The organism is Streptomyces sp. NPDC054840, assembly GCF_053611065.1.
The window spans coordinates 1-3804 of sequence record NZ_JBSGZP010000696.1 but is presented as its reverse complement, the minus strand read 5'-3'; the positions used below and the strand labels follow the sequence as shown (position 1 = coordinate 3804).

The 3804-nt window shown below is 71.2% G+C and carries 2 protein-coding genes; one reads left to right on the top strand and one right to left on the bottom strand.

Annotation, left to right across the window (positions count from 1 at the left end; translation table 11 throughout):
* Positions 1-13: 13 nt before the first annotated feature.
* The gene (locus ACWGIU_RS32420; RefSeq protein WP_453711683.1) at positions 14-2740 is read right to left on the bottom strand and encodes a hypothetical protein; all 2727 of its coding nucleotides are present in this window, start codon (positions 2738-2740) and stop codon (positions 14-16) included.
* A gap of 186 nt (positions 2741-2926) precedes the next feature.
* Between ACWGIU_RS32420 and ACWGIU_RS32415 the strand changes: the two genes are divergently transcribed.
* Positions 2927-3661, top strand: coding sequence for a GOLPH3/VPS74 family protein (locus ACWGIU_RS32415; protein WP_030390041.1), 735 nt, complete (start codon positions 2927-2929; stop codon positions 3659-3661).
* Positions 3662-3804: the final 143 nt, after the last annotated feature.

The window sequence follows — 3804 nt, the reverse complement described above, 5'->3', positions numbered from 1 at the left end:
CTCTCACCGGATGTCAGCCGACGCGCGTCAGCTTGCTGCCGATCCCCGGCGCGGCCAGGTCGGACTGCAGCGCCACCGGCACCTTGACCTGGCTGGCACCCTCACCGACGGTCAGCAGGCCGACCTCGGTACCGGCCGTCGCGGTCTGCGGCATCGTGCCGCCGCCGGCCGCGAGCTTGACGTCGACGGTCAGCGAGGCCCAGCCGACCGCCTGTACGTCGGCGGTGGCGACGACCGGCGTGCGGCCGCCGAGCCCGTCGTCGACGTAGCCCACGACCTCGCCCTTCTTCACGACGGTCGCGCCGTCGAGGGACTTCTGGGTGGCGAGCATCAACTGCTTGCTGGCGGCGATGACCGTGTCGATGATCGGCGCCTTGTGCTGGCCGAGAACCGCGCCGACGATCAGCTGGTTGGTGTTGCCGACCTTCTTCTGCGCGGCGAAGAGGAGGTTTCCGCCGGCCTTGGTCGTCGTACCGGTCTTGATGCCGAGCGAGTCGTTGTACGGAACCAGCCGGTTCCAGTTGTCCCACTTCTTGCCCGACGGGTCGATCCAGCTGGGCTTCTTCGTGATGTCGAGCAGCGTCTCGATCTCGACGAGCTTCAGCCCCAACTTCACCTGGTCCTCGGCGGTGCTCACCGTCGTCGCGTCCAGACCCGAGGGGTCCGTGTACGTGGTGTTCTTCATGCCGAGTTCCTTGGCGGTGTCGTTCATCTTCTTGACGAACGCCTCCTGCGAACCGGAATCCCAGCGCGCGAGCAGCCGCGCGATGTTGTTGGCCGACGGGATCATGAGGGCGGCGATCGCGTCGTACTCCGAGATCTTGTCGCCCTCCTTGACCGTGTCGAGCGTGGACTCGTTGTCGGTCGAGTTGTTCTTCTTGCCCTCGGTCTCGGCCGTCTTGTCGACGTCGATCATCTGGCCCTGCTCACCCTTCTTGACGGGGTGGTCGCGCAGGATGATGTACGCCGTCATCGATTTGGTGACACTCGCGATCGGCACGGGCTTCTGCTCGCCGGACTGGCCGAGCGTGCCGAGACCGGCGGCCGCCATATACGCCTGGCCTTCGGCGGGCCACGGCAGCTGGGGCATGGTGCCGTCGAAGGTGTACGAGGACTTCGCGGTCATGACGAGCGTCGGCTCGGGCAGCGGGCGCACCAGCTGCACGACGGCCAGGATGACCGCCAGGAGCGCGACGAGCGGCGCGTAGATCTTGAACCGCCGGACGGCGGTGCGCATCGGGCTCGGCGGCGGGGGCGGGTTGTTCGTGAGGTCCGCCAGCATGTCGAGCGGCGGCTTGGGCGGCAGCGGCTGCTGCGTGGTGCGCTCGGAGTGGTCGAACCGCGCGGCGGCGGGCGGAACCGGAACCTTCGGCCGCGGCCCGGCCGCGGGCGGCGCGATGCCGTCCGGACGCAGCGGTACGAAGGTGCTGCCCTTGGCCGACTCGGCCGCGGGCTTGGCGTCGGCGGGCTTGGCCGCGGGGGTGGTAGCGGGCTTGGGCTCGGCCGGCTTGGGCTCGGCCTGCTTGGCGGCGGACCGGGCTTCGGCCGGCTTGGCCAGGGTCAGCGGCTTGGCGGGGGCCGGCTTCGGGGCCTGCGCGTCGGCCGCGTCCACCTTCGGGAGGCGGAAGACGGCGGTGCGCTCGCTGTCCACGGGCTTCTCGGCCGCGTCGGCCGGCTTCGCCTCCCCTGCGGGAGCCGAAGCGGAAGCGGGCCTCGCGGCACGGAAGACGGCCGTGCGCTCGCTGTCCGCGGCCTCATCGGCGACCGGGCTCTCGGCCGCCGGCCTCTCGGCCGCGGGCTTCTCGGCCGCGGGCTTCGGCCGCTCCCCGGCGGGAGCCGAAGCGGAAGCGGGCCTCACGGCACGGAAGACGGCGGTGCGCTCGCTGTCCGCGGGCTTCTCGGCGACCGGCTTCTCGGCCGCGCCGGTCGGCTTCGTCTCCGTGGCGGGAGCCGAAGCGGAATCGGACTTGAAGGCGCGGAAGACGGCGGTGCGCTCACTGTCCGCAGGCTCATCGCTCTTCGGCTTCTCGGCCGCGGGCTTCGCCTTGGCGGGCGTGAATGCCCTGAACACGGCGGTGCGCTCACTGTCCGCAGGCTCGTCCGCCTTCGACTTCGGGGCCGCGGGCTTCGCCTCGACGACCGGAGCCGGGTCACCGGAGGAACCCGAAACGGAATCCGAGTCGGAGTCGGAGTCCGCCGCTTCGGTACGGGCATCCGGCGTGTCGGGTCCGTCGGCGTCTGGCTCGACCGCGCCCGCCTCATCGTCCGCCGAAGCGGAATCTTCGGCATCGCCCGCTGGGGCAGCGTCGTCGGCATCGTCATCGTCGGTGGAGGCGACCCACGCCGCCACCGCATCGCGCAGCGGGTCCCGCTCGCCGGCCTCGACCGCTACGGGCTCGGCCCCGGACTCGGACTGGGACTCGGCCCCGGCCTCGGACTCGGCTACGGCCCCGGCCTCGGACTCGGACTCGGACTCGGCCCCGGCCTCGGCTACGGCCCTGGCCTCGGACTGGGACTCGGCTCCAGCCTCGGACTCGGCATCGGCCTGGACATCGACGTCGACACCCGCACGGGCACCCGCACGGGCTCCGGCACCGGTACCCGGACCGGCAGCTGCGGCCCCGCCGCTCTCGGGATCCCGCGGCCGGAACACCGACAGCCTCGGATCACGCTCCGCGGACGACTTCGCCGCCCCCGGCGCACCTTCATCTACCGACTTGTCGGGGGACTCGCCCGCCACCGTGCCTCCTCCATCGCCGCCATGTCCGGCTGTCCGAATGTCTAACAGTGTCCCGTCTCGGGAGCATCGCCCCCGTGCGAGACGAGAACGACATAGCTGCGGGTTCCCCCACAAAGCGGCCACGCGCTCTCGACAGATGAATGTGAGAGGCGTCACCCTGTCACTCATCCACGCGGGGAGGCATGGATGGGCAGGAGCCGCAGAACAATTCCGGAGGAGCTTCTGCTGCTCGCCTTGGACCCGGCCACGGGTACCACGGCGCAGCCGCAGTCGCTCGACCTCGGCCTGGCCGGGGCACAGCTAGTGGAGCTGGCTCTGGCAGGACGGATAGCCCCTGATGGGGATCGTATCGCCGTGGTGATGCCACGGCCGACAGGAGATCCGACTCTGGACTCCGCACTGGAACTGCTGCGCAGGCGCGGCAGCCCGGTACGGGCCGTCCACTGGATCGGCGGACCCCGACTGGGGCTCCGTCAGATTTACCTCGCTCATCTGGAGCGCTGCGGCATGGTTCATGCCGTCGCGGGACAGATGTGCGGAGTGTTGCCGACGACTCGCTACCAGGCGACGGATACGGAGATCAGCCGGGAGATCCGAGCCCGGCTCGACAGTGCGATCCGCACCGGCGTACCGCCGGACCCGCGGACCGCGGCGCTCGCCGCACTGGCCCACGCGGTCGGACTCGGCAAGCACCTGTACCCCGGCAACGAGGGGCGGTCGTCCAGGTCCCGACTGCGGGACCTGATCCGGCACGACCCGATGGGCGGACTCGTGGCGCATGCCGTGATGGACGTCCAGAACGGTGTGGCCGCACAGCCACGCCGTGACCGCGCACCCGCACCGCCGGCCCGGGCCACGGCGAGCAGCGTTCCGCTGCAGCCGCGCCGGACGGGCGCGATGGCCCGCGCGGCCGCGCACTGATCCACCCCGTTCCACCCCGTTCCACCCCGTTCCACCCGTTTCATCGCACACCATCGCAACGCCACCGCCCAGACCGACGTCCGCGAGGACCAGGTCGGTTCGGGAGCCGCCAGCGCGCGGGGTGGCGGGGCCGGTTCGCCGAC